The 25,002-nt window shown below is 69.4% G+C and carries 23 protein-coding genes and 1 riboswitch; of the genes, 13 read left to right on the forward strand and 10 right to left on the reverse strand.

The features are described from left to right. Positions 1 to 70: 70 nt before the first annotated feature. The 3 genes from eutC to Q7J39_RS09895 form a co-directional block, all read right to left on the reverse strand. On the reverse strand, positions 71 to 856 hold the full coding sequence (eutC, locus tag Q7J39_RS09885; RefSeq protein WP_304823655.1) for an ethanolamine ammonia-lyase subunit EutC: 786 nt from the start codon (positions 854 to 856) through the stop codon (positions 71 to 73). Further along, complete coding sequence (locus tag Q7J39_RS09890; RefSeq protein ID WP_304823658.1) at positions 856 to 2,229, reverse strand: ethanolamine ammonia-lyase subunit EutB; 1,374 nt, start codon at positions 2,227 to 2,229, stop codon at positions 856 to 858. The genes eutC and Q7J39_RS09890 overlap by 1 nt, the downstream gene beginning before the upstream one ends. Before the next feature lie 186 nt (positions 2,230 to 2,415). Further along, the gene (locus tag Q7J39_RS09895) at positions 2,416 to 2,571 is read right to left on the reverse strand and encodes a hypothetical protein (RefSeq protein WP_304823661.1); all 156 of its coding nucleotides are present in this window, start codon (positions 2,569 to 2,571) and stop codon (positions 2,416 to 2,418) included. 300 nt (positions 2,572 to 2,871) lie between these two features. Between Q7J39_RS09895 and Q7J39_RS09900 the strand changes: the two genes are divergently transcribed. The 6 genes from Q7J39_RS09900 to Q7J39_RS09925 all read left to right on the forward strand — a co-directional run bounded on the left by Q7J39_RS09900 (position 2,872) and on the right by Q7J39_RS09925 (position 9,683). After that, entirely contained in the window at positions 2,872 to 4,659 is a 1,788-nt protein-coding gene (locus tag Q7J39_RS09900) for an FAD-dependent oxidoreductase (RefSeq protein WP_304823664.1), read from the forward strand. Next, positions 4,647 to 6,494, forward strand: coding sequence for a 2-oxoacid:acceptor oxidoreductase subunit alpha (locus Q7J39_RS09905; RefSeq protein ID WP_304823667.1), 1,848 nt, complete (start codon positions 4,647 to 4,649; stop codon positions 6,492 to 6,494). Before Q7J39_RS09900 ends, Q7J39_RS09905 begins: the two co-directional genes overlap by 13 nt. Further along, on the forward strand, positions 6,491 to 7,546 hold the full coding sequence (locus Q7J39_RS09910; RefSeq protein WP_304823670.1) for a 2-oxoacid:ferredoxin oxidoreductase subunit beta: 1,056 nt from the start codon (positions 6,491 to 6,493) through the stop codon (positions 7,544 to 7,546). The genes Q7J39_RS09905 and Q7J39_RS09910 overlap by 4 nt, the downstream gene beginning before the upstream one ends. A gap of 97 nt (positions 7,547 to 7,643) precedes the next feature. After that, positions 7,644 to 8,198 (forward strand): UDP-4-amino-4,6-dideoxy-N-acetyl-beta-L-altrosamine N-acetyltransferase, encoded by a 555-nt coding sequence (gene pseH, locus Q7J39_RS09915; protein WP_304823674.1) that lies wholly within the window; start codon positions 7,644 to 7,646, stop codon positions 8,196 to 8,198. Positions 8,199 to 8,443: 245 nt separating this feature from the next. Beyond that, on the forward strand, positions 8,444 to 9,157 hold the full coding sequence (locus Q7J39_RS09920) for a hypothetical protein (protein ID WP_304823677.1): 714 nt from the start codon (positions 8,444 to 8,446) through the stop codon (positions 9,155 to 9,157). Positions 9,158 to 9,218: 61 nt separating this feature from the next. Further along, positions 9,219 to 9,683: a hypothetical protein gene (locus Q7J39_RS09925; protein WP_304823680.1), complete on the forward strand. Its 465-nt coding sequence runs from the start codon at positions 9,219 to 9,221 to the stop codon at positions 9,681 to 9,683. Positions 9,684 to 9,690: 7 nt separating this feature from the next. Here Q7J39_RS09925 and Q7J39_RS09930 read toward each other — a convergent pair whose 3' ends face one another. After that, positions 9,691 to 10,386: a glycosyltransferase family protein gene (locus Q7J39_RS09930; protein WP_304823683.1), complete on the reverse strand. Its 696-nt coding sequence runs from the start codon at positions 10,384 to 10,386 to the stop codon at positions 9,691 to 9,693. A 46-nt stretch (positions 10,387 to 10,432) separates the two neighbouring features. Here Q7J39_RS09930 and Q7J39_RS09935 point away from each other — a divergent pair, with 46 nt between their 5' ends. Further along, on the forward strand, positions 10,433 to 11,818 hold the full coding sequence (locus Q7J39_RS09935; protein WP_304823686.1) for an AMP-binding protein: 1,386 nt from the start codon (positions 10,433 to 10,435) through the stop codon (positions 11,816 to 11,818). On the opposite strand, the gene Q7J39_RS09940 is transcribed toward Q7J39_RS09935, so the two are convergent. From Q7J39_RS09940 to Q7J39_RS09960, 5 genes are all read right to left on the reverse strand, one after another. Beyond that, positions 11,815 to 12,354: an HD domain-containing protein gene (locus tag Q7J39_RS09940; RefSeq protein ID WP_304823689.1), complete on the reverse strand. Its 540-nt coding sequence runs from the start codon at positions 12,352 to 12,354 to the stop codon at positions 11,815 to 11,817. The two genes, Q7J39_RS09935 and Q7J39_RS09940, sit on opposite strands and share 4 nt — an antisense overlap. A gap of 224 nt (positions 12,355 to 12,578) precedes the next feature. Beyond that, positions 12,579 to 12,941 carry an MmcQ/YjbR family DNA-binding protein gene (locus tag Q7J39_RS09945; protein ID WP_304823693.1) on the reverse strand — a complete coding sequence of 121 codons (363 nt, stop codon included), beginning with the start codon at positions 12,939 to 12,941 and terminating at the stop codon, positions 12,579 to 12,581. A 60-nt stretch (positions 12,942 to 13,001) separates the two neighbouring features. Further along, a complete protein-coding gene (locus tag Q7J39_RS09950; protein ID WP_304823696.1) occupies positions 13,002 to 13,982 on the reverse strand; it encodes an NAD(P)/FAD-dependent oxidoreductase in 981 nt (326 codons plus the stop codon). Beyond that, positions 13,979 to 14,377: a thiol-disulfide oxidoreductase DCC family protein gene (locus Q7J39_RS09955; protein WP_304823699.1), complete on the reverse strand. Its 399-nt coding sequence runs from the start codon at positions 14,375 to 14,377 to the stop codon at positions 13,979 to 13,981. Before Q7J39_RS09955 ends, Q7J39_RS09950 begins: the two co-directional genes overlap by 4 nt. A gap of 335 nt (positions 14,378 to 14,712) precedes the next feature. After that, positions 14,713 to 14,943, reverse strand: a complete 231-nt coding sequence (locus tag Q7J39_RS09960; protein ID WP_304823703.1) for a GFA family protein — start codon at positions 14,941 to 14,943, stop codon at positions 14,713 to 14,715. A gap of 206 nt (positions 14,944 to 15,149) precedes the next feature. After that, a riboswitch (cobalamin riboswitch) is annotated at positions 15,150 to 15,343 on the forward strand. Positions 15,344 to 15,496: 153 nt separating this feature from the next. Here Q7J39_RS09960 and Q7J39_RS09965 point away from each other — a divergent pair. The 6 genes from Q7J39_RS09965 to Q7J39_RS09990 all read left to right on the forward strand — a co-directional run bounded on the left by Q7J39_RS09965 (position 15,497) and on the right by Q7J39_RS09990 (position 23,637). Further along, positions 15,497 to 17,473: a TonB-dependent siderophore receptor gene (locus tag Q7J39_RS09965; RefSeq protein ID WP_304823706.1), complete on the forward strand. Its 1,977-nt coding sequence runs from the start codon at positions 15,497 to 15,499 to the stop codon at positions 17,471 to 17,473. A gap of 96 nt (positions 17,474 to 17,569) precedes the next feature. Continuing rightward, positions 17,570 to 18,421 carry a hypothetical protein gene (locus tag Q7J39_RS09970; RefSeq protein ID WP_304823708.1) on the forward strand — a complete coding sequence of 284 codons (852 nt, stop codon included), beginning with the start codon at positions 17,570 to 17,572 and terminating at the stop codon, positions 18,419 to 18,421. Next, positions 18,421 to 20,538, forward strand: a complete 2,118-nt coding sequence (locus tag Q7J39_RS09975; protein WP_304823711.1) for an alpha-galactosidase — start codon at positions 18,421 to 18,423, stop codon at positions 20,536 to 20,538. Before Q7J39_RS09970 ends, Q7J39_RS09975 begins: the two co-directional genes overlap by 1 nt. Next, positions 20,535 to 21,668, forward strand: a complete 1,134-nt coding sequence (gene galK, locus Q7J39_RS09980; protein WP_304823714.1) for a galactokinase — start codon at positions 20,535 to 20,537, stop codon at positions 21,666 to 21,668. Before Q7J39_RS09975 ends, galK begins: the two co-directional genes overlap by 4 nt. Further along, entirely contained in the window at positions 21,665 to 22,669 is a 1,005-nt protein-coding gene (locus Q7J39_RS09985) for a UDP-glucose--hexose-1-phosphate uridylyltransferase (protein WP_304823717.1), read from the forward strand. The genes galK and Q7J39_RS09985 overlap by 4 nt, the downstream gene beginning before the upstream one ends. After that, entirely contained in the window at positions 22,666 to 23,637 is a 972-nt protein-coding gene (locus tag Q7J39_RS09990) for an aldose epimerase family protein (protein WP_304823720.1), read from the forward strand. Before Q7J39_RS09985 ends, Q7J39_RS09990 begins: the two co-directional genes overlap by 4 nt. Before the next feature lie 3 nt (positions 23,638 to 23,640). Here the strand turns inward: Q7J39_RS09990 and Q7J39_RS09995 are convergent, their stop codons facing one another. Continuing rightward, on the reverse strand, positions 23,641 to 24,867 hold the full coding sequence (locus Q7J39_RS09995; RefSeq protein WP_304823723.1) for an MFS transporter: 1,227 nt from the start codon (positions 24,865 to 24,867) through the stop codon (positions 23,641 to 23,643). Positions 24,868 to 25,002: the final 135 nt, after the last annotated feature.

The following is a 25,002-nucleotide window of genomic DNA, read 5'->3' on the forward strand; positions in this document are numbered from 1 at the left end:
AACTTTGTTACGCCGGGAATGAACAAAGGGGAAAGCCAGCGCGAATATTCGCCGCAGTCTGGCCCGTGCGTCAGACCGCCGGCCGTGGGGCCAGGCTCCCGGCGGTCAGGCTGACCAGGTCACTCTCATCCTTCAGCGCCAGGCCGGTCAGGCCCAGCCGCCGGGCCTCGGCGACATGCCAGGCCAGCTTGAAGGCGGCCTCGTCATAGGAGAGGCCGTCGGCACGGATATTGGAGATGCAGTTGCGCTCGGCGTCGGTGCGGCCCACCTGCGGACCGTGGGTCAGATAGACCCCCAGGCTGTCAGGGCTCGACAGGCCGGGCCGCTCCCCCACCAGCAGGGCGACCATGGATGCGCCCAGGATTTCGCCGATTTCGTCGCCCAGGGCCACGCGGGCCTGGGTGGCGATCACCACCGGCCCGAGGCTCCAGGCGGCGCGGTCGACATAGGGCGCGAGCGCCGCCACCAGCGCAACCGCGTGGGCATGGACCGCGGCGCTGGAGAGGCCGTCGGCCACCACCAGCACCAGGTCGGTTCCATGCGGTTCGGCGGCCTCCAGGGCGGTCCGACCGGCGTCCGACAGCTTCCGGCCCAGGTCCGGCCGGCGCAGATAGGTCGCCCGGTCCGGCGCGGCGCTGACCACCTGGACCGTGACATGGCCGAGCGCCCGCAAGCCTGCCGCGACCGCATCCCCCTCGAAGGGCGCGTGCACCGCGTCGCGGGCCTGGGCATGGGCGAGGGACAGGGCCAGGACCTCGCGGGTCGGCAGGGCGGGGCCGGCGCGGCCGAGCGCGATCCGCGCCGGGGTCAGGCCGGTCAGATGCGTCCACGGATCACGGGCTGGGGACTTGCCCATCAGGCGCCGGTCAACAGGGGATGGCTCGCGGTGGGCGGCAGCAGCCGCCCGTCCCCGCCGGTGATCTTCAGCCGCGCCAGCCAGGCCTCGAACTCCGGGGCCCGCTTCAGCCCTAGCAACTCGCGGACATAGAGGGCGTCGTGGAAGGAGGTGGACTGGTAGTTCAGCATCACGTCGTCGCCGCCGGGCACCCCCATGACGAAGGTGACGCCGGCCGTGGCCAGCAGGGTCAGCAGGGTGTCGATGTCGTCCTGATCGGCCTCGGCATGGTTGGTGTAGCAGACGTCGCAGCCCAGGGGCGCGCCCAGCAGCTTGCCGCAGAAGTGGTCCTCAAGGCCCGCCCGGATGATCTGCTTGCCGTCATAGAGGTACTCGGGCCCGATGAAGCCGACGACGGTGTTGACCAGCAGGGGATCGAAGGCCCGGGCCACGCCATAGGCGCGGGCCTCCAGGGTCTGCTGGTCCACCCCATGATGGGTGCCCGCCGACAGGGCCGAGCCCTGGCCGGTTTCGAAGTACATGACATTGTCGCCCACCGTGCCGCGCTTCAGCGACAGGGCGGCCTCGCGGCCCTCCTTCAGCAGGGCCAGGTTCACCCCGAAACTGGCGTTGGCGGCTTGCGTCCCCGCAATGGACTGGAACACCAGATCCACCGGAGCCCCGCGCTCGATCAATTCAAGGCTGGTGGTGACGTGGGCCAGGACGCAGGCCTGGGTGGGAATTTCAAACCGCCCGATCAGTCCGTCCAGCAGGCGCAGAAGTTCGCCGGTCGCCGCCAGGCTGTCGGAGGCCGGATTGACGCCGATCACCGCGTCGCCGCAACCGTACATCAGGCCGTCCAGCACGCTGGCGGTGATGCCGGCCGGGTCGTCGGTAGGGTGGTTGGGCTGCAGCCGCACGGCGAGGGTTCCCGGTAGGCCGATGGTGTTGCGGAACTTCGTCGTCACGCGGCATTTCGAGGCCGCCAGGATCAGGTCCTGATTGCGCATCAGCTTGCTCACCGCCGCCGCCATCTCCGGGGTGATTCCGGGCGCGAGGCGGGCCAGGACCGCCGGTGTGGTGGTCTGGGCCAGCAGGACGTCGCGGAATTCACCGGCGGTCAGGGAGGCGAGGGGGGCGAAGGCGGCCGCGTCGTGGCTGTCGCAGATCAGTCGGGTGACCTCGTCTGTCTCATAGGGGACCAGCGGCTGGTCCAGCAGGGCTTTCAACGGCACGTCGGCCAGGGCCAGCTTGGCGGCCACGTTCTCCTGGGCGCAGGAGGCCGACAGGCCCGCCAAGGCGTCCCCCGACCGCAGCGGCGAGGCCTTGGCCAGCAGGTCCTTCAGGTCCGGAAAGGTCCAGGTGGTCGTGCCCACGACCTGTCGATAGCCCATGGCGCGCCCCGCTTGAGGTGGCGATCATGGCGCCTTCGGGCAAAGCTCCCAACCCCGCTCATCCCGGCGAAGGCCGGGACCCAGGTGAAGCCCACTTTGATTTCAGGACGCGCCCAATTGAGCAGCGAGATAACACCGCGCCTCAGATGAATCTGGGTCCCGGCCTTCGCCGGGATGAGCGGGTTATTACAGAGCTCTCGCCAGCCGCATCGTCTCGGCGTTCTCGGCGCGGGCGCGGCGGTCGTTGATCTCGACATCGGCGCTGAGGGAGTCGGCGTAGGACACCTCGTCGTCGAACGGCGAGACGATGGCGTCCGGCAGCAGTTCCATTTCGTTCGGCATCGGACGCTTCTCCAAGGTTAGCGCTCGCCTGTCGCGGGAAGGCCAGATTGCCGTTCATCCCTCGTTAAGGAAAGCGTCATGAGACGTCGGGGTCGGACTCTCACGCAGTGTTGACCCCGCCGGCTGCGTTCGGGTGCGGCGCCGATTTCAGTGATCGATGATCAGAAAGCGTATTGGCCTGGGCGTGGAACGGTATTTAGATGATTTCCAACGCCGCGTCGGGGTCGGCGAAACGCTTTCCTGCCAAGGGGAGAGCGCTTCGCAACTGCGAGAGTAGAGCGTTGCGGGAAGGAAATTGTTTTGCAGCGCACCAGTACCGATGGGCCTGACTATTTTCACAAGGTCGTCGATTGTCAGTGGGCCTGTCCGGCCCATACGCCGGTCCCCGAATATATTCGCCTGATCGCCGACGGCCGCTACTCAGACGCCTATATGGTCAACTGGCGGTCCAACGTCTTCCCGGGGATCCTCGGCCGCACCTGCGATCGCCCCTGCGAGCCGGCGTGCCGCCGTGGCCGGGTGGAGGACGAGCCCGTCGCCATCTGCCGGCTGAAGCGGGTGGCCGCCGACAACAAGACCGACATCACCGCCTTCCTGCCCCAGGTCGCGCCGCGCAACGGCAAGACGGTGGCCCTGGTGGGCGCCGGCCCCGCCGCGCTCACCGTGGCGCGAGACCTCGCCCCCCTCGGCTACCACGTCGTGGTCTTTGACGGCGACGCCAAGGCCGGCGGCATGATCCGCCGTCAGATCCCGCGCTTCCGTCTGCCGGAAGAGGTGATCGACGAGGAGGTCGGTTACATCACCGGCCTCGGGATCGACATGCGCCTGGGCCAGCGGATCGACAGCCTCAAGAGCCTGCTGCAGGACGAGACCTACGACGCGGTCTTCGTCGGCACCGGCGCCCCGCGCGGCCGCGACCTGGACCTGCCCGGCCGCAAGGAGGCCGCCGCCAATATCCATATCGGCATCGACTGGCTCTCCAGCGTCGCCTTCGAGCACGTGGAGCGGATCGGCAAGCGGGTGATCGTGCTGGGCGGCGGCAACACCGCCATGGACTGCTGCCGCACCTCGCGCCGGCTCGGCGGCGAGGACGTCAAGGTCATCGTCCGCTCCGGCTTCGACGAGATGAAGGCCTCCCCCTGGGAGAAAGAAGACGCCCTCCACGAGGATATCCCGATCCTCAACTTCCTGGTCCCCAAGGAATTCACCCACGACAATGGTCGCCTCACCGGCGTGATCTTCGAGAAGGTCGTGGCCCAGTTCGACGAGAGTGGCCGCCGCAAGCTGGTTGCCTCCGGCGAGCCCGACCAGCACTTCGAATGCGATGACGTGCTGGTGGCCGTCGGCCAGGAGAACGCCTTCCCCTGGATCGAGCGCGACCTCGGTCTCGACTTCGACGAGTGGGGCATGCCCAAGGTCGATGAGGTCACCTTCCAGTCCACCCTGCCCAAGGTGTTCTTCGGCGGCGACTCCGCCTTCGGACCCAAGAACATCATCTGGGCCGTGGCCCAGGGCCACGACGCGGCGATCTCCATCGACAGGTTCTGCCAGGACCAGGACGTCCGCGACCGGCCGCCGCCGGGCACGACGATGGTCAGCCAGAAGATGGGCATCCACGAGTGGAGCTATGACAACGACATCTCCAACGATCTGCGCCATCGCGTGCCGCTGCGGGGCAAGGACGAGTCCCTGAAGAACGTGAAGCTGGAGGTCGAACTCGGCTTTGATCTGCAGCTCGGTCTCGCCGAGGCTCAGCGCTGCCTGAACTGCGACGTCCAGACGGTGTTCGCCGAGCCGATCTGCATCGAGTGCGACGCCTGCGTCGATATCTGCCCGGTGGACGCCATCACCTTCACCGCCAATGGCGAGGAGGGTGACCTGCGGATGCGGCTCAGCGCTCCGGCCCTCAACCTCACCCAGGACCTCTACGTCTCCGGCGAGCTGAAGACCGGCCGGGTGATGGTCAAGGACGAGGACGTCTGCCTGCACTGCGGGCTGTGCGCCGAGCGTTGTCCCACCGGCGCCTGGGACATGCAGCAATTCACCCTTGAGATGACCCACGCGGGGGAAAAGCCATGCGCCCGCTAGAGGCCGTCAACGACTTCGTCGTCAAGTTCGCCAACGTCAACGGCTCGGGCTCGGCCAGCGCCAACGCCATGTTCGCCAAGTCCTTCCTGCGGATGGGCGTGCCGGTGGCGGCCCGCAACATCTTCCCCTCCAACATTCAGGGCCTGCCCACCTGGTACGAGGTCCGCGTCACCGAGGCCGGCCACCAGGGCCGGCGCGGCGGGGTGGACATGATGGTGGCCATGAACCCACAGACCTGGGACCGCGACCTCGCCGAGATCGAGCCCGGCGGCTACCTGTTCTACGACTCCACCAAGCCGCTGCCGCCGTCGAAATTCCGCGAGGACATCACGGTGGTCGGCGTGCCCCTGACCCGGATGTGCAACGAGGCCTATTCGGTCCCGCGCGAACGCCAGCTGTTCAAGAACACCATCTATGTCGGCGCGCTCGCCGCCCTGCTGGACATCGAGATCGCGGTCATCGAGCAGCTGCTGGCCGAGCAGTTCGCCGGCAAGGAACGGCTGATAGCCGCCAATGTCGCGGCCCTGCACATGGGCGCCGACTATGTGAAGGCCAACCTGCAGCCCCTGGGCCTGCGGGCGCGCCGCGCCGACAAGGTGGGCGACCGCATCTATGTCGAGGGCAACATGGCCGCCGGCCTGGGCGCCGTCTATGGCGGGGCCACGGTCTGCGCCTGGTATCCCATCACCCCGTCCACCTCCCTGGCCGAGGCCTTCACCGAATTCTGCGGCGACTACCGGACGGACCCTGCGACCGGCAAGGCGCGCTACGCCATCGTCCAGGCCGAGGACGAGATCGCCTCCATCGGCATGGTGGTGGGCGCCGGCTGGAATGGGGCGCGGGCCTTCACTGCCACCTCCGGTCCCGGCATCTCGCTGATGCAGGAGTTCGTCGGCCTGTCCTATTTCGCCGAAATCCCGGCGGTGATCTTCGACGTCCAGCGCGGCGGCCCGTCCACCGGCATGCCCACCCGCACCCAGCAGTCCGACATCCTCTCGGCCGCCTATGCCAGCCACGGCGACACCAAGCACGTCCTGCTGCTGCCGCAGGATCCGGGCGAATGCTTCGAGATGGGGGCTCTGGCCTTCGATCTCTCCGACCGCCTGCAGACCACCATCTTCGTCATGCTCGACCTCGACATCGGCATGAACGAGTGGCTGACCGAACCCTTCGCCTGGGACGACAGCCGCACGCTCGATCGCGGCAAGGTCATGACCCATGACGAGCTGGAGGCCGGCCGCGACTTCGGCCGCTATCTCGACGTCGACGGCGACGGCATCCCCTTCCGCACCTATCCCGGGACCCACCCCACAAAGGGCGGCTATTTCACCCGCGGCACCTCGCGCAATCCCTATGCCCGCTACAGCGAGGAGGGCAGCGTCTATGTCGACAACGTCCAGCGCCTGCTGCGGAAGTTCGAGACCGCCAAGGGCCTAGTCCCCGCTCCGGTCCGCCGCGACGCCGCCAGGCCCACCCGCACCGGAGTGATCTATTACGGCTCCACCGGCGCGGCCATGGACGAGGCCCTGCAGGTCATGGAAGCCCAGGGCCGCCACGTCGACGCCCTGCGCGTTCGCGGCTTCCCCTTCGCCGACGAGGTGTTCGACTTCATCGCCGCCCATGACGAGGTCTTCGTGGTGGAGCAGAACCGCGACGGCCAGCTGCGCACCCTGATCATGAACGAGGGCGGGGTCGATCCGGCCAAGCTCACCGCCGTGCTGCACTATGATGGCACGCCGATCACCGCCCGCTTCATTACCGGCGAGATCGCCGGGCGCCTCACCCCGGCCGAGCCGACGCCGGAACGCCGTCAGGTCCCGGAGGCCGCCGAATGACCTACATCACCAAGCCTCAGCTACATCACCCCCGCCTGGTGGAGAACGCGCTGGGCAAGACGCGGCGCGACTACGAGGGCTCGGTCTCCACCCTCTGCGCCGGCTGCGGCCACGACTCGATCTCGGCGGCCATCATCCAGGCGGCCTACGAACTGGACCTGCCGCCGCACCGGGTCGCCAAGCTGTCGGGGATCGGCTGCTCGTCCAAGACTCCGGACTATTTCCTGGGCGCCTCCCACGGCTTCAACACCGTGCATGGCCGCATGCCCTCAGTGCTCACCGGCGCCAACCTGGCCAATCGCGACCTGATCTATCTCGGCGTCTCGGGCGACGGCGACAGCGCCTCCATCGGCTTCGGCCAATTCGCCCACGCCATCCGGCGCGGCGTGAACATGACCTATATCGTCGAGAACAATGGGGTCTACGGCCTGACCAAGGGCCAGTTCTCCGCCACCTCCGACAAAGGTTCGAAGTCCAAGAAGGGCGTGGTCAACCACGACAGCGCCATCGACCTGGTCAGCGTCGCCCTGCAGCTGGGCGCCACCTTCGTCGCCCGCTCCTTCTCTGGCGACAAGGCCCAGCTGGTGCCGCTGATCAAGGCGGCGCTCAGCCACCAGGGCTCGGCCTTCATCGACTGCATCAGCCCCTGCATCCAGTTCAACAACCACGCGGGCTCCACCAAGAGCTTCGACTATGTCCGCGATCACAACGAGGCGGTGAACACCCTGGACTTCGTGGTGCCGCGCGAGGCGATCCACTTGGACTATGAGCCGGGGACCAACACGCTCGTCACCCAGCACGACGGCTCGGTGCTCAACCTGCACAAGCTGGCCGAGCACTACGATCCCACCGACCGCATCTCGGCCATGGCCTATCTCGCCGGCCGCCAGGCCCAGGGCGAGGTGGTCACCGGCCTGCTCTATGTCGACCCCAAGGCCACCGACCTGCACGAAGGCCTGGAGACCGTGGAGACGCCCCTCAACCAGCTCACCGACGCCGAACTGATCCCGGGCTCGAAAGTGCTGGAACGCCTGAACGCCAGCCTGCGCTAGCGCCACCCTGCCCTCTCCCCCTATGCGGGGGAGAGGGCAGGGTGAGGGGGCCTGTCGGCCATTCCATCGCCGCGCGAATTGCGCGATCCTCACCCCCATGACCGTGGCCCTCCGCGCCCTGACCCCCGACGACAGCGACCGCCTGCTGGCCTGGCGCAACCTGCCCGAGGTGGCGCGCTGGATGTATTCCGACCACGAGATCACGCGTCCCGAGCACGACCGCTGGTTCGCCGGCCTCGCTGGTGATCCGAGCCGCAAATACTGGATCATCGAACTGGACGGCGAACCCGTCGGCCTGGCCAACCTCGCCGACATCTCGCCCGCCAACCGCAAGGCCGCCTGGGCCTACTACCTCGCCAGCCCGTCGGTGCGCGGCAAGGGGGTCGGGGCCTTCGTCGAGGTCTTCGTCCTCGACCACGTGTTTCGGACGCTGGGCCTCAACAAGCTCTGCTGCGAGGTGCTGCTGGAGAACGAGGCCGTCTGGAAGATGCACGAGTCCTTCGGCTTCCAGCGCGAGGCCCTCTACCGCGCCCACGTCTGGAAGGCCGGCCAGCCCCACGACGTGGTGGGGCTCGCCATCCTCGCCGCCGACTGGGCCAAGGCCCGCCCGGCCAGCGTCGAGCGCCTGCGGGCGCGGGGGTTTGAGATCTGAGCCTGCCGCTCGAACAGTGGCTTCCAAGGTCAGAGAATTTGTTCTCTATTTGTTCTTGACAGAGCAGCCCTTCCGTGAGACGTTCGTCCGTGCGAAATCACTGCGCCTCGCCACCCGCCTCGGCGGACAATGGCTGCAGCAAGAACGCGCTTTGAATCCTGTTACTGCGCGTCGTTAGAGGCAGAGCCTCCGCCCGTTGAGGGAGGGGACGCGTGTGACCTCCATTCTCATTCACGGAGAAGAAAATGGCCCTCGCGCCACGCGGTCAATCGCGCACCGTGCCGGATCCCGCCGGCGATTTGTACGACCAGGAGATGGACAAGCTAAGGGCGAAGCGGGAGGCGGAAGATGGTGGCTTTCGCTCGCCACTCGACGTCGCCCAAGATGCATTTCACGACTTCCAGAACGGCCCGGAGATTCCGCGGCCAAACCTGGCGGAGTCGTTCATTCCGGTTGTCGGACCTGCCTGGGAAGCGGTCGCCGACCTTCAGGACGGGGACTATGGCGGCGCGGCTTTCAACGGGCTGATGGCGGTTACAGACGCCCTGCCCGTTGGTGTCGCCGTCAAGGGAGTCCGGGCCGCCAGCAAGGGCATTACCGTCCTCAAGAAGGGATCCGTCACCGCAGGCGCGGCAGCCAAAAAGATTCGCAGGGCTGGCCTAGCCACCAAGGGCGAAGAGATCCACCACACCATTCCGCTCAATGGGACCAGTCGGAGCGCTCAAGATTGGCGCAACCACTATGCTCTGCTGAAGACGCTTCCGGTGGAGCAACATCGTCGACTTACGGGCAGTTGGATGGGAAAGCCAAGGTACGATCCGGTCCGACAGTTCTGGTATGGAACGACCGATTGGATGAAGGCCCTGCCGACCGGTGTTGCTGGCTATGCGGCTGATACTTGGGACAATCTCAACCGGGCATCCGATCCGGCGAGTCCGAGGTCTTTCCCCAAACGCTAGGTCTCCCCTTGCGTGCTAGATCATTCCGGTGTTCACTATACGTTCCAGATCGGGGGCGCAGATGAAAGCGGCGGACGCGGGGCTTGAATTTCCGGTTCTGGGCTTCACACCCGACCTTGAGATCTGGGCGTTCCAAGACCTGAATATCCTCACATCGTGCGGGCCGAAGGCGCTCAAGGACAACATGCACGTCGGCATGGAACTTGTGGACGCCAAGGGTCGACGCTGGATCGTCCGGTCGGCAACCCGAACAGGACGAGCGGAATCCTGGTTCGCCTGGGCGATCTCAAGGTTGCTTTCCACACCGCAGTCCCGCGTCGAGCTCGAGCTGGAGACGCTTGAGCCCCTGTCGCTCAGGGAGGTGCAGGCGCGAGTCTGCGCCTCGTTGGAGGCCTTTCCCGAGGACTACGGTCAGTACGACGAGTCCGACAACGTTCTGGCGCCGCTGCTCGCGCAGGTTCGGGCCACCAAGGACATCGGCAGCCTCCCGGAGTTGCTGGGGCTGGACAGCTTCATGGCCTATTGAGGCGAGATCAGACGGCCTTGGAACTGTTCCAGTCCAGCGCCGCGATCTCCGCCATGCCGAAGTCGGGGTTGGCGGCGTGCAGCGTCCCGTAGACGTGGCGCACGAAGTCCAGGTCGTCCGGGTGGTCCACGGTCCAGCGCAGGTGGGCCAGGGACGGGGTCTGGGACAGGAACTCGAGCCGGAAGCGCCGGGGGTTCCGGTACAGGAACGGGGTCACGTGCTCGCGCTCATAGGGGTCGGTCGCCTCGAAGAGCGCGGTGCGCAGGGCCTGGGCGGTCATCACCTCGATGTCCAGGCCGTGGGGATAGGTCCGCACCTCCGGGGTATTGCTGGCATAGTCGGCGCGGGTCGCCGCCCGGTGGTCGATCACCGCGTCCAGCACCCGCCAATCCGTGAGCGGACAATCGGCGGTCATCCGCACCACCGTGGCCGCCTCCGGGAAGGCCTCCAGCGCCCGCCCGAACCGCCCCAGCACGTCGTCGAGGGCGCCGCGCACCACCGTCAGGTCCAGCCGCGCGGCATAGTCGGCCAGCGCGTCGTCGCTGGCCTGGTCGCTGGTGGCCAGCACCAGTTCGTCCATCCGCCTCGACCGCCGCAGCCGCTCCACCTGGCGGCCCAGCATCGGCATGCCGGCCACCTCGGCCAGCACCTTGCCGGGCAGCCGGGTCGAGCTCATCCGCGCCTGGAGAATGCCTAGGATCATTTCACCACCTTAACGGCGCCGCCCGCGTCGCGGTAGGCTGGCGGCCATGAACCTCTATGACCGCCTCATCACCGCCTCCGACGCGCCCTGCTTCCTGCTGCCGGACGGCGCGCAGATCACCTATGGCGAGCTCAATGCGGGCGCGGCGCGCCTTGCCGCCCTGCTCATCTCAAGAGGCGTGGTCCCGGGCGACCGGGTGGCGGTGCAGACCGAGAAGACGCCGGAAGCGGTGATGCTCTATCTCGCCACCCTCAAGGCCGGCGCCGTCTTCCTGCCGCTCAACACCGCCTATACCGCCAGCGAGGTGGACTACTTCCTCACCGACGCCGAGCCGCGGGTCTTCGTGCAGGACGCCGTCGCCCTGGCCGCCGAGGCCGCCGCCCACGCCCCGCTCGCCACCAGCGTCCCCCGCGCCGACGAGGATCTGGCCTCGATCATCTACACCAGCGGCACCACCGGCCGCTCCAAGGGCGCCATGCTGACCCACGGGGCGCTGTTCGCCAACGCCACCGCCCTGCACGAGGCCTGGGGGTTCACCCCGGCCGACGTCCTGCTGCACGCCCTGCCGATCTTCCACGTGCATGGCCTGTTCGTGGCCCTGCACTGCGCCTTCCTGTCGGGGGCGCCGATGGTCTGGCTGGCCAAGTACGAGGACGCTCCGCTGCTGGCCGGCCTGGCGAAATCCACGGTGATGATGGGCGTCCCCACCTTCTACACCCGCCTGCTGGCCAACCCTGGCTTCACGCGGGCCGCCGCCGCCCACATGCGCCTGTTCATCTGCGGCTCCGCCCCCCTGCTGGAGTCGACCTTCGCCGCGTTCGAGCAGCGCACCGGCCAGCGAATCCTGGAGCGCTACGGCATGAGCGAGGCGGTGATCATCACCACCAACCCCCTGGCGGGCGACCGCATCGCCGGCAGCGTCGGCTATCCCCTGCCGGGCGTGGACCTGCGCATCGGCGGCGGCGAGGAAACCGGCGTCATCGAGATCAAGGGCCCCAGCGTCTTCTCCGGCTACTGGCGGATGCCCGACAAGACCGCCGAGGACTTCACCGCCGACGGCTACTTCATGACCGGCGACGTGGGCCGCCAGGACCCTGACGGCCGCGTCTGGATCTCCGGCCGCGCCAAGGACCTGATCATCTGCGGCGGCTACAACGTCTATCCCAAGGAGATCGAGCTGATCCTCGACGAACTGCCCGGCGTCACCGAGAGCGCCGTCATCGGCCTGCCGCACCCCGACTTCGGCGAGGCCGTCGCCGCCGTGGTGATCGGCGCCGGCGACGAGGCCGCCATGATCGCCACGCTCCGCGAGCAGCTGGCCGCCTTCAAGGCGCCGAAACGCATCTTCTTCGTGGCCGACCTGCCCCGCAACGCCATGGGCAAGGTGCAGAAGAACCTGCTGCGCCAGACCTATGCGGGGACGTTCGGCTAACGCTTCGGCGAAGAAAACACCTTCACCACCTGGTCCTCGAAGCTCTCCAGGCTGTCGACGTCGAAGCCGGGGTCGAAGGCCGGCGCGTCCCAGCGGTCCACCAGCTTCTCGGCCATGGCGTACCAGCTCTCCTCGCGGAAGTTTTCCCGCAAGGTGCCCGGCTTGCCCAGGAACTCGTAGTAGTAGGCGCCCTGGAAATCCTGGTGCCAGTAGATGGCGTGATAGATGTCGTCGCTGACGTAGGGCTTCAGCATCTCGGCCGCGATCGGCCCGTGGTTGGGGATCGACAACACCTTGCCGATGTCGTGGCACAGGGCGGCCACGACCTCCTCGTCGGTGGCCCCGTCGCGGCGCGCCAGGGTCCCGGCCATCAGGCTGTGGGTCAGCTGGTTGGCGGCGAAGCCCAGCTCCATGGGCTCCAGTCGGCGCAGGGTGTCCATGATCTGCATCGGGGCGGTGGTCTGCTGATGGACGCGATGCCCCGCGCCGATCACCTTCCAGTGTTCCTGGGTCCCCTGGCGCATGTCGGTGAACATGGTGCTCTCCCTTTGATCTCGTTGGGATCAGCCTAACCCACGATCCTCCACACAACCAAGCGTCCTTCTCCCCTTGCGGGAGAAGGTGTCGGGCGAAGGCCCGACGGATGAGGGGTCGCACCGGTCTATCGGGTTGGGGCCGTGGGAAGCGCGCGGAGAGGGGAGCGTGACCCCTCATCCGACCGGTCTCCGACCGGCCACCTTCTCCCGCAAGGGGAGAAGGATCAGGGTTTCACCAGCCGCTTCGGCGCCGCCAGCCGCCAGCTGGTCTCCAGCCGCCCCGCCACATGGTCCCAGTCACAGTCGACGAGGCTCATCCCCACCCAGCCCGACGGCCACAGATAGGCCGGCTTGCTGAACAGCTCCGGATCGGCCTCGATCAGCATCTCGGCCTCGTCGCGGCCGGAGGTCTTCACGCAGACCACGGTCATGCCGTCCCCGTGATGGTCGTGGCGGAAATAGGCGAACATCTTGCCCGCCACCCGGAAGGCCGGGATGCCGTGGCTCACCACCTCGTCGGTCTCGGCGAGCGCCAGGGCCAACCCCCGCAGCCGGGCCAGCACAACCTCCGGATCGGCACTCAACATTCCCCGCCCCCACCACCGTCGTCTCGGCTTGTCCCGAGGACCCATGATCTCCGCTACGGATCAGATCGCAAGGTCTCCCCGCCTCACCTCGACCGGCGCGGGCGCGGCCGCGATTGCGCGGGCCAGGGCCAGGCCCGACAGCCAGGCGCACTCCACCCGCGGTCCCACCAGCCAGTCGCCGCAAACCCCCAGGCCGGTTTCCGGCGACCACAGGGCCTGCGCCCCGGCCGCCCCGGAGCGGGCGTAGCGCCAGCGGTGGGCGGCGAGCGACAGGGGCGCGGGCCAGTCGACCCCCGCCAGCTCGGCGAAGGCGCCCGCCAGCCGATCGGCCACCGCCTCGGCCGGCAGCTCCAGATGGGCCGCCGACCAGTCCGGGCTGGCCTGGATCACCCAGGCCTCGGGGCCGCCGCGCCCCGGCTTGGCGCTGTTGCGCGCGGCCCAGCCGATCGTCCCTTGGCTGCGCAGGATGTCGGCCGCCACCGGCAGCGGTTCGGCGAAGGCCGCCATCACCGTCCAGCAGGGTTGGGCCGGGGTCGCCCGGGCCAGGCTCGCCCCCGCCGCGTCGTGGCCGTCCAGCAGCACCGCGGCCTGCTCGGCGGGCACAGCCACGATCACCACATCGGTCTCCAGCGGCGGCGCCCCGTCGGCGATCAGGGTCCAGCCCGCCTCGCCCCGGACCATCGCCTCCACCCGGCGGCCCCACACCACGTCCAGGGGCTGCGCCAGGGCGCGGATCGGCGCGTTCATGGCCGGGGTCCCCACCCACGCCCCCTCGCCGGCCGCGGGCCAGGGCGCGCAGACCCCGGCCAGGGCCCAGGCCCGCACCTGGGCCTGAAATCCCGGGTCCCGGGCGGTGAAATACTGCGCCCCATGGTCAAAGGTCACCTGGCCCAGGGGCGTCTCCACCCGCCGCGCCGACATCCGCCCGCCCGGTCCGCGGCCCTTGTCGAGCACCGTGACCGCATGGCCGGCGCGGCTCAGGACCGTGGCGCAGGCCAGGCCCGCCAGGCCCGCCCCGATCACCGCGACGCGCCGCGTCACGTGCGCGCCCGGTCGCGGCCTCGGTCGTCGGGGCCGGGTCGGCGGGGGCCGCCCAGCAGGGCCTGCAGCCAGGGCCGGATCTTCAGGAAGCCGAGATAGAGACGCTCCAGCCGCGCCAGCACCCGCGGCGACCGCGCCATCTCCCCCAGGGGCCGCAGCGGCGGCACGGCGCGCCACATGGCGGCGAAGGCCTCGGCGCCCGACAGCAGCGGCCCGCCCGGCGCCTGGGCGTGGAACCGCAGTTTCATGGCCGCGCGGTCGATCGGGCAGGGCTCGCCGATCGACAGGTCGACGAAGGCGACCTTGCCGCCCAGGGCGCGCAGCACCGCGATCTCGTTGCGGCACAACGGACAGTCGCCGTCGTACCAGACCGTCACCTCAACCGGACCCGCCATCGCCTTGCGCCTCCAACGCCTCCGTCGGTACGGCGCCGCTTGGCGGAAGGATGCAGGTCGGCGGGCCTGATGGGCCCGGCCCTGTCACCGAATTCCCCGAGGACCCAGGGGCCCAACCCCTCAACCGTCATCCTCGGGCTTGTCCCGAGGACCCCCGCCTCGGATCAGAGGGCAGGGCGCCCGCCGTCCGGCCTCGCCGCGACCACGCCCCCTCAGTCCAGATACCGCTCGCTCACCGCCCCATCCAGATGCCGCACCCGCGCCGCGGCCAGAACCTGCAGGTCCATCAGCCGCGCATTCACCCCCATCCGGTTCACCCCCGGGTCGTTGGCGCTCTAGTGGGTGACGCAGCCGCAGGCGACGCAGCGATGAAACCCGATCGACCGGTCATCCCACTCATAGACCTCGGTCGCCCCACCCTCGATCCGCACCTGGGCAGGCTCGTAATAGGCCCACAGCACCCCATAGCGCCGGCAGATGGAGCAGGTGCACTCGGTCACCTCAACGGGCGCGGCCTCACAGGTGAGGCGGACGGCGGCGCAGTGGCAGGTGGCGAGGGTGGGCATGGGGGCTCAGACGGCCACGGGATCCCATGCCCGACAACTGGGCAGAGCGCGCCCGCATAGCCTACGACAAGATTGACGCTGCTCGGTCCACCTTAAGCGCTGGAACATGGCTCTATTCCGCGAGACGACGTCAATTGAAAGTTTGGCTAAGCTGGCGGGAACGTTAGGGCTCCCCCCCACATTGACCCCCACCCCACCTTCGCCCTAAACCCCCCCCTGCGACAGGTTCTCCGCGAGGAGATGAAAAGGGAACTCAGGTGAGACACCTGGGCTGCCCCCGCAACTGTAAGCGGCGAGCCCGCGCGCCATCAGCCACTGGGTCCTTCGGGGTCTGGGAAGGCGGCGCGCAATGGGCGTTGACCCGTGAGCCAGGAGACCTGCCTGACGCAGTCGTCCTTCGACCGGCCGGGGTGCGCCGAGCGAACGGGGATTAGTCCCGAGAGGCGACGTTTGTTGGGCCGTGGCCCGGCGATCGTGCGCCCTGATCCCCACCCCGGGGTCGTGACGTCTGTCGCCTGGTGGCGGCTCGTCGTCAGATGAAGGGGCAAGACCCGTGAAGACCTATCTCTACTCGACCACCGCCGCCGCCGCGTTCGCCGTGGCTGTTCTCACCTCGACCTCGGCCCTGGCCGGCGACAAGGCTCCCACCCCCGACGCCGCCGGGGCCGAGGCCGCCAATCCGGTCAGCGAGCTGATCGTCACCGCCGCCCGCGGGCCGCAGGACCCGGCCAAGGTCGGCCAGTCGGTGACCGTGCTGAACGCGGCCGTCATCGCGGCCAGCCAGCAGGTGCTGGTCTCCGACCTGGTCTCGCGCACCGTGGGCGTGGCCTATTCCCGCAACGGCGGGCCGGGCGGCATCACCACCCTGCGCATCCGCGGGGCGGAGGGCGACCAGACCGTGGCCGTGGTGGACGGGGTGAAGATCAACGACCCCTCGGCGCCGGGCGGCGGCTACAACTTCGCCAACCTGCTGACCGGCGACGTGGCGCGCCTCGAGATCCTGCGCGGCGCCCAGTCGACCCTGTGGGGCAGCCAGGCGATCGGCGGGGTGATCAACATCGTCACCGCCGAGCCGACCCGGGCCCTGGAGGGCGGGCTGCAGGCCGAGGTGGGCACGCAGAACAGTTCCTATGTGCGCGGCGCGGCCGGCGGGATCAGCGACCACCTGGTCTGGCGGCTGTCGGCCAGCCACGACCAGACCGACGGGGTGTCGGCCGTGGCCGGCGGGGCCGAGGATGACGGCCACCGGGTCACCGCGCTCAGCGGCCGGGCCCGGGTGATCGCCAGCGAGGCGCTCTCGCTCGACCTGCGGGCGGTCTATACCCAGAGCCGCAACGACTTCGACGGCTTCCCGGCCCCGCTCTACGCCTTCGCCGACACCGCCCAGTATGGCGAGATGGAGGAGCTGGTGGCTTACGCCGGCCTCAACGTCGCGCTGCTGGACGGCCGGTTCCGCAACCGCCTGGCCTTCGGCTACACCAATTCCGACACCCTGAACTATGACCCGGCCCAGGCGATGACGCCGGTCACCTTCGACTCCACCGGCCGCAACAGGCGCTGGGAGTACCAGGGGACCTTTGAGATCGCGCCCACCTGGACCGCCACCTTCGGCGCCGAGAGCGAGGCGGCCAGCTTCCGCACCCGCGCGCCCTCGGCCTTTGCGCCCAACCCGCCGACCGCGCGGGCGAAGGTGGGGATCGACAGCCTCTATGCTCAGGTTCGTGGGGACCTCGGCGATCACCTGTCGGTCAGTGTCGGCCTGCGCCGCGACAGCCACGACACCTTCGGCGACCACAGCCTGGGACAGCTGGCGGCCGCCTGGTCGGTGGGGCAGGGCACGGTGCTCCGCGCCAGTTTCGGCCAAGGATTCAAGGCCCCGACCCTCTATCAGCTCTACAGCGAGTACGGGAACCTGGGCCTGGCCGCCGAGCAGGCCGACGCCTGGGACGTCGGGATCGAGCACACGGTGGGCGAGGGTTGGCTCGTGGTGTCGGCCACCGGTTTCGCCCGCGAGACCGAGAACCAGATCGACTTCGTCTCCTGCGCCTTCGGCTCGCTGACGGCCATCTGCAACCCCGGCGGGGCGCCCCGCTTCGGCTACTACGCCAATACCGCAAAGACCGCTGCGCATGGGGTTGAGCTGGTGGCGGCGGTCGAACAGGGCCCCTTCAGCCTCGACGCCAACTACACCTGGACCCATACCGAGAACCGCTCGGCGGGCGCCAATCAGGGCAAACAGCTGGCCCGCCGGCCCGAGCACCAGGCCAACCTGGCGGCCACCTACGAATGGCCGGTTGGTCTCTCCACGACGGCCGCCATTCGGTATGTCGGGGCCAGCTTCGACAATGCCGCGGGCAGCTACACCCTGCAGAGCTTCACCCTGCTGGACCTGCGGGCGGCCTACCCGGTGAACGAGACCTTCGAGGTCTATGGCCGGGTCGATAACGTCTTCGACGACAGCTACGAAACGGCCCGGAACTACGGGACTCAGGGGCGCACCGCCACGGTGGGCGTGCGCGCCAAGTTCTGATGCGATAAGGGTTTGCGGCGGGGCAGCGCCCCCGCCGCGGCTCTGTCTGGAGGACGGGTTGGCCGCCCAAGGCCAGCCGGCGCCCCTGAGCGTGCATTGAGCGTCTGGCCTGCGCCCGGCGCGCCCGGCTATGGTCGGGTGATGAACAACTTCGAAACCGTGGCGGCCTGGATCAAGGCGAGGGTGGCCCGCGATCCGCCCCTGGCCAGCGAGCCCGAACTCGGCACGCTCCTGCGGGTCCTGGCCATCTGGCGATCGCGGCTGATCGCCGACGCCCTGCTGCGCCGGGAGGGCGCCAAGATCCTCAGCGGCCCCTTCGCCGGCATGGACTATGTCGGCGAGGCCACCGAGGGGGCGCTCGCCCCCCGCCTGCTGGGCTCCTACGAATCCGAACTGCACCCGGCCATCGCCCGGTTCGCCGGCGAGGACCTGGACTGCATCGTCGATGTCGGCTGCGCCGAGGGCTACTACGCCGTGGGCCTGGCCCGGCTGATGCCGCGGGTCACCGTCTACGCCTACGACATCGTGGAGAAGGCCCGGCGGGCCTGCGCCGAGCTGGCCGCCAAGAACGGCGTCGCCGACCGGGTGGTGGTCCGCGAGACCTTCACCCCCGAGGGCTTCGAGGAATTCGCCGACCGCAAGTGCCTGGTGATGATGGACGTCGAGGGCGCCGAGGACGACCTGCTGCGCCCGGATCTCTCCCCGGCCCTGGCGAAGATGAGCCTGATCGTCGAGACCCACGACGTCTATCGGCCAGGCGTGCTGGAACGGCTGCGGGAGCGCTTTGCCGCAACCCACGACATCCAGCGTCTGAACCCGCAGGGCAAGAGCGTGCCCCTGCCAGACTGGCTGGCCGCCCAGGGGCACCTGGACCACCTGATCGCGGTCTGGGAGTGGCGCATCCGGCCCACCCCGTGGCTGGTCATGACCCCCAAGGCGGCCGTCTGATGGCTCAGGGATTCCGGCTGGATGGCGGGGGCGAGAGCCTGGTGTTCCTGACCACGGAGGCGGGCGCCCCGCGGTTGGTCTATTGGGGCCCGGACCTCGGTCCCGCCGACCCGCTCCCGGCCCTGGCGCGGCTGTCGATCCGCGCCATCCCGCACGGCATGCTGGACGGCGGCGAGCGGCTGACCTGGCTGCCGGAAGCCGGGCAGGGGTTCACCGGCCATCCCGCCCTGTTGGCCCACCGCAATGGCGCCGAGCTGGTCAGCCAGATGACCTTGCGCGACGTCGACCTCGCTCCGGGCGCCGCGACCCTGGTGCTGGGGGACGCAGCCGCCGGCGTCGAGCTGACCCTGACCCTCACCCTGGAGGCCGCCACCGGCGTGCTCACCAGCCGGGCCAAGCTGCGCAATCTGGGCACGGAGCCCCTGACCGTGGACTGGCTGGCGGCCGGCGCCTTCGACAGTCCCCACAACGACCTGCTGCTGTTCGACGGCCGCTGGACCCGCGAATTCGCGCCGGTCCGCCAGACGATCTCCACCGGCCTGATCGCTAAGGAAAACCGCACCGGCCGCACCTCCCACTACGCCCCGCCCTTCGCGGTGGTGGGCGAGACCGGCTTCAGCGAGACCCGCGGCGAAGCCTTCGCCCTGCACCTGGCCTGGAGCGGCGACCACCGCATCTTCGCCGAGCGCCTGCGGGACGGCCGCATCCAGCTCCAGGCCGGCGAACTGCTGCACCCCGGCGAGGTGATCCTGGGGCAGGGGGAAAGCTACGAGACCCCGGCCCTCTACATGGCCCGCTCGGCGACCGGGCTGAACGGTCTCTCCGACCGGCTGCACCCCTTCGTCCGCGACGTCATCCTCGGCGGCCGGCTCCGGGGCAAGACCCGGAAGGTGCACTACAACGGCTGGGAAGCCATCTATTTCGACCACGACCTGGCCACCCTGAAGGGCCTGGCCGACCTCGCCGCCCAGGCCGGCGCCGAGCGCTACGTCCTGGACGACGGCTGGTTCAATGGCCGCCCCGACGACCGCTCGGGCCTCGGCGACTGGACGGTCGACCCGGCCAAGTATCCTGACGGCCTCACCCCGCTGATCGATCACGTCCGCGGCCTGGGCATGGACTTTGGCCTCTGGGTCGAGCCGGAGATGGCCAATGCCGAGTCCGACCTGCTGCGGGCCCATCCCGACTGGGTGCTGGGCGATCCCGGCCGTGACCAGCCCCTGGGGCGCGGCCAGTACGTGCTGGACCTGACTCGGGCCGAGGTGGCCGACAATATCTTCGGCCAGATCGACGCCCTGCTGCGCGACAACGCCATCGGCTATCTGAAGTGGGACATGAACCGCGACCTGACCCACGCGCTCAGCGGCGGGCGGGCGGCGGTCCACAACCAGACCCTGGCGGTCTATGCCCTGATGGACCGCCTGCGCGCCGCCCACCCGCACGTCGAGATCGAGAGCTGCTCGTCGGGCGGCGGTCGGGCCGACTACGAAATTCTCAGGCGCACCGACCGCATCTGGACGTCAGACTGCAACGACCCCATCGAGCGCCAGGCGATCCAGCGCGGCTTCTCGATCTTCTTCCCGCCCGAGGTCATGGGGTCTCACGTGGGCGCGGCCGCCAGCCACACCACCGCGCGCACCGCCAGCCTCGACCTGCGAGCCATGACCGCGCTTGGCGGGCATATGGGGATCGAGGCCGACCTGCGGGCCTTCACCCCCGAGGAGCGAGCGCAACTGGCCGCCGCCATCGCCCTGCACAAGACCCTGCGCGCCGACCTGCATGCCGGCCGCACCCTGCGCCTGGAACATCCCGACTGCCTGGCCTTCGCCAATGTGGGGGCGGCCAGCGTGCTGGTCTCCGCCGCCCAGGTGGAAACCTCGAAGGCCGCGGCCCTGGCGCCTCTGCGCATGGTGGGCCTGGAGCCCGAGGCGGACTATGAGATCACCATGCTCAACCCGCCCGAACGGCCCTTCGCGGTGATGAAGCGGCGCATTCCCCTGGTGAAGGGCGACACCCTGGTCGCCAGCGGCGCGATGCTGGCCGGGACGGGCCTCCCCCTGCCGGTGATGCGGGCCGGCGAGATCGCGGTCTTTCGCCTGACGCGGATCGCACCGTGAACCCTGCGACCCTGGCCGCCGACTTCCGCGCGCGCTTCGGCGCGCAGCCGCGCCTGTTCCGCGCGCCGGGTCGTATCAACATCATCGGCGAGCACACCGACTATTCCGAGGGATTCGTCCTGCCGGCCGCCATCGACCGCTGGTGCCTGGTGGCTGCGGCCCCCAACGGCCTGGCGCGGCTGCGCGCGGTCTCCCAGACCTTCGGCGAGGAGATGGAGGCCGACCTCTCGGCCCTGGCCCCGCGCGGAGACTGGGCCGACTATGTGGCCGGACCCGCCAAGACCCTGCTGGAGGCGGGCCTGGCCGTCGTGGGCGCCGACCTGCTGATCGCCTCGGACGTGCCGGTCGGGGCCGGCGTCAGTTCCTCGGCGGCCCTGCAGGTGGCGGTGACCCGCGCCCTGCTGGCGCTCTCCGGCCTAGAGGCCGATGGCGTCCAGGTGGCCTGCTGGACCCGGGCTTCGGAGAACCGCTTCGTGGGCATGCCCTGCGGGATCATGGACAGTTACGCCTCGGCCAACGGGATCGAGAACGGGGCCCTGATGCTGGACTGCCGCAGCCTGCAGGCCACGCCCGCTCCCCTGCCGGACGACGCGAGTTTCCTGTTGGTCAACTCCATGGTCAGCCACCGGCTGGTGGGCGGCGAGTACCGCCAGCGGCGCGAGGACTGCGAGGCTGCCGCCCGCACCCTCGGCGTCCCGACCCTTCGCGATTTGGCCGAGGCCGACCTGCCTGCCGCCCTGCGAAAGCTCAGCGGTGATGCCGCCAAACGCTGCCGCCACGTGGTGTCCGAGAACGCCCGGGTGGGCCGGGCCGAAACCGCCATGGCCGCCGGCGACCTCGCGGCCCTGGGTGCGCTGATGAACCAGTCCCACGCCTCCCTGCGCGACGACATGGAGGTCAGCCTGCCGGTAATCGATCAGCTGGCCGCCATCGCCCAGGCGACGCCGGGCGTGCATGGCGCCCGGCTGATGGGCGGCGGCTTCGGCGGCTGCGTCATCGCCCTGGTGGACAGCGCGGCGGCCGGCGACGTCCAGGCCGCCATCGCCGGGGCCTACGGCGCCGTGATCGGTGAAACCCCGGAGGCCTTCGTCTGCCGCGCGGTGGCCGGCGCGTCCGAGGTCTTCGCGTGAGCCGGCCCGAGAGGCGCCTCAACCTGCTGACCGGCGACTGGGTGCTGGTCTCGCCGCAGCGGGTCAGCCGGCCCTGGCAGGGGGCGGCCAGCGAGGCCGCGCCCCGCGAGCGGGTGGCCCACGACCCGGCCTGCTATCTCTGCGCCGGGGTGATGCGGGCGGGCGGGGTCCGCAACCCGAATTACGAGGGGGTCTACGTCTTCGACAACGACTATCCGGCCCTGTTGCCCGGCCTTTCCGAGGGCGTGTCCGACGACCCCCTGCTGGTGCGTGAGCCCGAGGCCGGGCTCTGCCGGGTGATCTGCTACAGCCCCGACCACAGCCTTACCATGGCGGGCATGAGCCCGCGCGAGATCGAGGCGGTGGTCGAGACCTGGACCGCCCAGTTCACCGAGCTCGCCGCCCGCCCGGACATCGGCGCGGTCACCATCTTCGAAAACCGGGGCGAGATGATGGGGGCCAGCAACCCTCACCCCCACGGCCAGGTCTGGGCCCAGCAGCACGTCCCCAACGAGCAGGTCCGCGAGGCCCAGCAGCAGCGTGTCTGGCTCGAGACCCACGGCGAGACCCTGCTGTCGGCCTACCTGGCGCGCGAACTGGCGGCCGGTGAGCGGATCATCTGCGCCAATGACGCCTTCGTGGCCCTGGTCCCCTTCTGGGCCGCCTGGCCCTTCGAGGCCATGGTCCTGCCGCGCCGGCCGGTCACCGGTTTGGACGACCTGACCCCGGCCGAGCGCGCCGGTCTGGCCGACATCCTCTCGCGCCTGACCAAGGCCTATGACCGGCTGTTCGACGTCGCCTTCCCCTACACCATGGGCTTCCACCAGCGGCCCGCCGACGGGGGTGACCACCCGCACCTGACCCTGCACGCCCATTTCTATCCGCCCCTCCTGCGCTCGGCCTCGGTGCGCAAGTTCATGGTCGGCTACGAGATGCTGGCCATGCCCCAACGCGACCTGACGCCCGAGGAGGCCGCGGCGCGTCTGCGGGACCTGACATGAACGCCCCCATCACCATGAAGCCGCTCAGCCATCTGCCCGATGGCCGGATGGTGGACGCCTATACGCTCAACAACGTCCATGGCGTCTCGGTGCGCATCCTCACCTATGGCGGCGCCATCCAGTCGATCCGCAGCCCCGACCGTGACGGCGAGCTCGACGACATCGTCCTCGGCTATGACCACCTGGAACGCTACCTGGAGAGCCCCCGCTATTTCGGCTGCCTGGTGGGGCGCTATGCCGGGCGCATCGCCCGCGGCCAGTTCTCCATCGACGGCTGTGACTACGACCTCGACCGCAATGAGGGCGGAAACTGTCTGCACGGCGGCCGCGTCGGCCTCGACAAGACGGTCTGGGCCGCCAAGGCCCAGGAGACCCGGGTCGGCGCCAAGCTCACCCTGACCCATGTCAGCCCGGACGGCGACATGGGCTTCCCCGGCGAGCTTGCGGTCCAGGCGGTCTACGAGCTGACCCGGGGCAATGAGCTGCGGCTGGAGATCTCGGCCACCACCACCGCGCCGACGGTGGTGAACCTCACCAACCACACCTACTGGAACCTGGGCGGGCTGAACTCGCGGCACGTCCGCGACCACGAGCTGCAGATCCTGGCCGAGGGGGTTCTGGTCACCGACGAGGCCCTGGTCCCCACCGGTGAGATCATGGCGGTCGCCGGGAGCGAGCTGGACTACCGCCAGCCCCGCCCGCTGACGGTCGACCTCGACCACACCTTCGTGCTCGCCGACAAGAAGCGCGGCGTCCTGGCGCCGGCCGCCTGCCTGACCCACCAAGGCTCGGGCCGGTCCCTGCAGATCGACACCACCGAGCCCTGCCTGACGGCCTATACCGGCTGGGGTGGCGTGGCCCTGGAGACCCAGCACGCGCCGGACGCCCCCAACCACCCCCACTTCCTGCCCACCCTGCTGCGCCCCGGCGTGGTCCTGAAGACCACGACGGTGTTCAAGCTGGGCTAAGTCCTACTCCGCCGCGACGATCCTCGGCACCCAGAGGTGGATCCACAGCAGGGCCAGCAGGTAGGCGGCCGCGACGATGGCGAACATCGGCAGGTAGCCGCCGCCATTGTCCAGGGTCCAGCCGGTGAAGGTCTGGATGCCCAGGCCTCCCAGCGTGCCCGCCGTCGCCCCGATGCCGATCACCGCCCCGATCACCTTGGCCGGGAAGACGTCGGCGGTGAAGGCGAAGATGTTGGTGGAGAAGGCCTGGTGGCCGGCCAGCGCGATGCCCAGGACAAGCGCCGCGATCCAGTAGCTCTGGGCGCCGAGCGCCAGCGGGATCGGCAGCACCAGCAGCGCCCCGCCCAGCATCACCCCCTTGCGGGCCAGGTTCACATTCACCCCGGCGGCCAGCAGCCGGCTGGCGATATAGCCGCCCGCGAAGGAGCCGCAGGCTGCCAGGCCGTAGACCAGGGCCAGCGGCGGGCCGAGTTCTCCCAGGCCCAGGCCGAACTGACGGTGGAAGAAGTCCGGCCCCCAGAACAGCAGGAACCACCAGCCCATGTCGGTGAGGAACTTGGCGCCCGCCACCGCCCAGGTGCGGCGGTCGCCGAGCAAGGACAGCCAGGGGGTGCGCGCGCCCTCGACGGCGGCGACGTCCACCTGGCCGGCCTCCTCCACCGCGTCGCTGCGCTTGCCCATCACCATCCAGGCCGCCAGCCAGACGAAGCCGATGCCGCCGGTGATCAGGAAGGCCGCCCGCCAACCCAGGGCCAGGGCGAGGGCCGGCACCAGAAGGGGCACGAAGATCGCCCCCAGGTTCGGCGCGGCGTTGACGATGCCCATGGCCAGGGACCGTTCCTTGGCCGGGAACCAGGCCGTGGTGGTCTTGATGGCGGCCGGCGTATTGACCGTCTCGGCCACCGCCAGCACCACCCGCGCGCCGGTGAAGTGGCCGATGGTGTAAGCCACGCCGTGGGCCATGGCCGCCAGGCTCCACACCCCGACCCCCCAGGCGTAGCCCTTGCGGACGCCGACCCGGTCGACGAACCAGCCCGCCAGCATCAGCGAGCAGGCCGTGGCCAGCTGGAACTTCTCGATGATCCCGGCATAGTCGCTGTTGGTCCAGCCGAGGTCCTGTTCGAGGACCGGCTTCAGCAGGGCGATGATCTGGCGGTCGGCGTAGTTGATCGCGCTGGCGAAGAACACCAGGCCCAGAACCACCCAGCGCAGGTTGGATGCGGCGGCCATCTCAGGCGCTGCGTTTCGAAAAAGGCATGGTCGCTATCCCCCGGGCGGCGTCGCCGAAATATTTGAATTTCGGCGCAGGAGGAACTTGCAGTTCCGCCCGCCGCCGATCATTGGTGCGCTTCGCAGCTATTGATC

The organism is Phenylobacterium sp., from assembly GCF_030651185.1.
Lineage (GTDB): Bacteria > Pseudomonadota > Alphaproteobacteria > Caulobacterales > Caulobacteraceae > Phenylobacterium.

Coding starts and splice junctions, on each gene's coding strand:
- Q7J39_RS09940 (WP_304823689.1), bottom strand. CDS start 12,354: ATGTTCACCGACATGCGCCAGGGGACCCAGGAACACTGGAAGGTGATC.
- Q7J39_RS09890 (WP_304823658.1), bottom strand. CDS start 2,229: ATGGGCTATCGACAGGTCGTGGGCACGACCACCTGGACCTTTCCGGAC.
- Q7J39_RS09975 (WP_304823711.1), top strand. CDS start 18,421: ATGGCTCAGGGATTCCGGCTGGATGGCGGGGGCGAGAGCCTGGTGTTC.
- Q7J39_RS09895 (WP_304823661.1), bottom strand. CDS start 2,571: ATGCCGAACGAAATGGAACTGCTGCCGGACGCCATCGTCTCGCCGTTC.
- Q7J39_RS09945 (WP_304823693.1), bottom strand. CDS start 12,941: ATGTTGAGTGCCGATCCGGAGGTTGTGCTGGCCCGGCTGCGGGGGTTG.
- Q7J39_RS09905 (WP_304823667.1), top strand. CDS start 4,647: ATGCGCCCGCTAGAGGCCGTCAACGACTTCGTCGTCAAGTTCGCCAAC.
- Q7J39_RS09995 (WP_304823723.1), bottom strand. CDS start 24,867: ATGGCCGCCGCATCCAACCTGCGCTGGGTGGTTCTGGGCCTGGTGTTC.
- Q7J39_RS09910 (WP_304823670.1), top strand. CDS start 6,491: ATGACCTACATCACCAAGCCTCAGCTACATCACCCCCGCCTGGTGGAG.
- Q7J39_RS09930 (WP_304823683.1), bottom strand. CDS start 10,386: ATGATCCTAGGCATTCTCCAGGCGCGGATGAGCTCGACCCGGCTGCCC.
- eutC (WP_304823655.1), bottom strand. CDS start 856: ATGGGCAAGTCCCCAGCCCGTGATCCGTGGACGCATCTGACCGGCCTG.
- Q7J39_RS09960 (WP_304823703.1), bottom strand. CDS start 14,943: ATGCCCACCCTCGCCACCTGCCACTGCGCCGCCGTCCGCCTCACCTGT.
- Q7J39_RS09935 (WP_304823686.1), top strand. CDS start 10,433: ATGAACCTCTATGACCGCCTCATCACCGCCTCCGACGCGCCCTGCTTC.
- Q7J39_RS09925 (WP_304823680.1), top strand. CDS start 9,219: ATGAAAGCGGCGGACGCGGGGCTTGAATTTCCGGTTCTGGGCTTCACA.
- pseH (WP_304823674.1), top strand. CDS start 7,644: ATGACCGTGGCCCTCCGCGCCCTGACCCCCGACGACAGCGACCGCCTG.
- Q7J39_RS09955 (WP_304823699.1), bottom strand. CDS start 14,377: ATGGCGGGTCCGGTTGAGGTGACGGTCTGGTACGACGGCGACTGTCCG.
- Q7J39_RS09920 (WP_304823677.1), top strand. CDS start 8,444: ATGGCCCTCGCGCCACGCGGTCAATCGCGCACCGTGCCGGATCCCGCC.
- Q7J39_RS09990 (WP_304823720.1), top strand. CDS start 22,666: ATGAACGCCCCCATCACCATGAAGCCGCTCAGCCATCTGCCCGATGGC.